At 63.8% G+C, this 2,802-nt stretch carries 4 protein-coding genes; 1 reads left to right on the forward strand and 3 read right to left on the reverse strand.

The features are described 5' to 3' along the window. Nucleotides 1–327 precede the first annotated feature (327 nt). Genes FHS88_RS21285 through FHS88_RS20365 form a run of 3 tightly spaced genes read right to left on the reverse strand, consistent with a single transcriptional unit; the run spans nt 328 to nt 1,537 of the window. Nucleotides 328–738 (reverse strand): helix-turn-helix domain-containing protein, encoded by a 411-nt coding sequence (locus tag FHS88_RS21285; protein ID WP_184487313.1) that lies wholly within the window; start codon nt 736–738, stop codon nt 328–330. A gap of 2 nt (nt 739–740) precedes the next feature. After that, nucleotides 741–1,112 carry a type II toxin-antitoxin system RelE/ParE family toxin gene (locus FHS88_RS20360; protein ID WP_184487314.1) on the reverse strand — a complete coding sequence of 124 codons (372 nt, stop codon included), beginning with the start codon at nt 1,110–1,112 and terminating at the stop codon, nt 741–743. 41 nt (nt 1,113–1,153) lie between these two features. Continuing rightward, nucleotides 1,154–1,537 (reverse strand): hypothetical protein, encoded by a 384-nt coding sequence (locus tag FHS88_RS20365; protein ID WP_184487315.1) that lies wholly within the window; start codon nt 1,535–1,537, stop codon nt 1,154–1,156. Between the two features lie 125 nt (nt 1,538–1,662). On the opposite strand from FHS88_RS20365, the gene FHS88_RS20370 reads away from it, so the two are divergent. Beyond that, the coding region (locus FHS88_RS20370; RefSeq protein ID WP_338146695.1) for a recombinase family protein at nt 1,663–2,802 on the forward strand (1,140 nt) is incomplete at its 3' end.

Here is a 2,802-nt window from a genome sequence, read left to right on the forward strand (position 1 = left end):
GATCAACGCCAATCTCCATGCCAGAGATCAGCTTGGAATCACGTCCGGCCCCGGCTGGGAATCCCCCCAAGCGCCAGTTTGTCCACGCGGCCTAAAGCTTAAAGCTGCCAAGTCAGAAGGTCCGGAGAGAATTGGCAGCCGGAGAGCGATTTTCGCTCCTCTCGGGGGCCGACCAGATCAACAGGTCTGCCCCGAAAAGCCCAGGAAACCTGCCACTCAGCGCGGCGGTCCGTCTGGCGGAGAGCAGGACGCCCATAGAAACTGGCGGAGGGAGTGCGCCCGGATTCGAACCGTCGCCGACCTGTTGCCTGGAGAACGGCGTGTATCTCAGGCGCTCGCTGACGTTCGCGTTGACCGCGCCCGCGGCCGTGCGGTGGAACCCGAGGGGGCCTTCCGCGCAGGCGCACGCTTCGTTGCCTTGGGCGCGATCTGATCAAAGCCGACCAGTCGAACAGGTGGGCGGCCCTTAAACACCGCCCGGACCTCGAGCTCTGCGCCCATGGCGTTCAGATAGCCCCTGAGAGTCGAGAGCATGAGATCGGCCCTCTGCTCCAATCGAGAGACTGCCACCTGACCAATCTTGAGCTTTCGAGCAACCTGGGTCTGCGTCTTCGACATTGCCTTCCGCAGATCGCGAAGAGAGGCCTCCTCAGCGATCAATTCGGCCGCTCGATTCTCCACGCGGGCGCGCGACTCGGGGGCGAGTTCCGCCAACTTGGCTTCTAGGGTCTTACCCATCGCTACCGCTCCTTGCTCCTCGCCCTCCGGCCCTTCAGATGCGTTGCGTACCGCGCGTCAGCCCGCTCAATGAGGCTCTTGTAGAACCTCTTCTCGGACACGCCCGATTTGCTTCCGCCGACCAGCAGGATCGCCTTCCTGTCCGGATCGAATGCATAAGCAACGCGCCACACGCCATCCGCAGCCCTGAAGCGGAGTTCCTTCATGTTCGAGTAGGTCGACCCGTTAAGCGTATCCGCGTGAGGCCGAGACAGCTGGGGCCCGAACTCCGCGAGCAACAAAGCATGCGCCAGGAGCTCTTCCCGCACAGCCTCTGTCCAAGCGTCGAATTCAGGCTCGAACTCGTCGTGAAACTCAATCGCCCATGGGGCCACCGGAATATGCCCTCCAGGTTCTACAATTTCAAGCGCATATTCTAAAGCCCGATGACGAGAGCATCCAGCCTGCTCGCGGCTTCACCAACGAGACGACGTACCACGATGAGCTCCGCGACAGGGATGGTGGACGAGCGGCCTGCCGCGGCCAGTACGGCGTCCAAAATCTGATCCGAGTGCGCCATCAAGGCAATGAGATGATCCGCCCGCGGCTGGCTGTCGCCTCGAAGCCACGCCTTCACTGCACCCTCGCTGGCGCCGCTCCACCGCATCAGCCGCTTCACGGCACCTCGTTCTCGGCGCGCCTCCCGACGCAGCGCGTCGGTCAGGAATGACGCGTGCCGAGGCTGTGCGCCCATGTCACTCTGCGAATGGTGCAGTTTTCCGCCCACTTCGGGCGGAATTCCGCCCTTCTCCGTCCCCATGTGCCTGGAGTCCCTGCGCTAATGTCGGCGCAGGGTGCGACATCACCGCGGCTTCGCTGGTTCCTTGCACCACGGCTGGAAGGGTGACCGCCGGCCTGCCGACGCTCGCGACAGGGAGCCTGCGTGTGAGGTCGTCCACAGAATGCACAGGCGATTCAGAAGGCGTCCGGCGGCGTGCGGCCGAATACGTCCGGATGTCGACCGACCACCAGCGCTACTCCACCGAGAACCAGTCGGCAGCGATCCGGAAATATGCGGAGGAACGCGGCATCGAGATCGTCCGCACCTATGCCGACCACGGCAAGAGCGGCTTGAGCCTCGCTGGCCGATCCGGCCTCAAGAGCCTGATCGACGATGTTCGAGCCGGGCGGGCGGATTTCGACCTGATCCTGGTCTACGACGTCAGTCGTTGGGGACGCTTCCAGGATGCCGACGAAAGCGCCTTCTACGAGTACCAGTGCCGCAAGGCAGGGATCCAGGTCGAGTACTGCATCGATGGCTTCGAGAATGACGGCAGCCCGGTCGCCACGATCGTCAAGGGCGTCAAGCGCGCCCTGGCCGGCGAGGGCAGCCGCCTGCTGTCAGTCCGCGTCTTTGCCGGGCAGGGCCGGCTGATCGAGCTTGGGTTCCGCCAGGGCGGTCCCGCAGGGTTCGGATTGCGCCGCTACCTCCTGGATGGTGCAGGCAATCGCAAGGCGCCGCTGACCCGCGGTGAGCAAAAGAGCCTTCAGACGGACCGAGTGATCCTCGTGCCAGGGCCAGCTGAGGAAGTTGACGCGGTCCGCTGGATTTACCGCAGCTTCGTCGAGGAGGGGCGCAGCGAGAACGAGATCGCCACGTTGCTGAACGCCCAGGGCATCAGCACGGACTTAGGGCGGCCCTGGACGCGCGGCACCGTCCACCAGGTCCTCATCAACGAGAAGTATGTCGGCGACAATGTCTGGAACCGCATCTCGTGCAAGCTGCAGGGCGCGCGGGTGCGGAATCGCCCAGACATGTGGATCCGCCGAGACGGCGCGTTCGAGCCTCTCGTCGACCGTATGCTGTTCGAGGCAGCGCAGATCATCATCCGGGAACGATCGAGACGCCTCACGGATGAGGAGATGCTTGAGGTCCTGCGGACCATCCTCGCAAATCGCGGCTACCTCTCCGGTCTCGTCATCGACGAGGGGTCACGTCCGTCAACGTGGTGGAAAAAGCTGGTGGGCTTGAGGTGGCCACGGGTCAGGCGGCCTTGGGCGGAAGTTGCAGGGTTTCGTTGGTGG

This window comes from Neoroseomonas alkaliterrae, from assembly GCF_014199195.1.
GTDB classification, from domain to species: Bacteria; Pseudomonadota; Alphaproteobacteria; order Acetobacterales; family Acetobacteraceae; genus Neoroseomonas; species Neoroseomonas alkaliterrae.

Excerpts from the sequence above, each read along its gene's own strand:
- FHS88_RS21285 (WP_184487313.1), bottom strand. The coding sequence starts at position 738 with ATGGGTAAGACCCTAGAAGCCAAGTTGGCGGAACTCGCCCCCGAGTCG.
- FHS88_RS20365 (WP_184487315.1), bottom strand. The coding sequence starts at position 1,537 with ATGGGGACGGAGAAGGGCGGAATTCCGCCCGAAGTGGGCGGAAAACTG.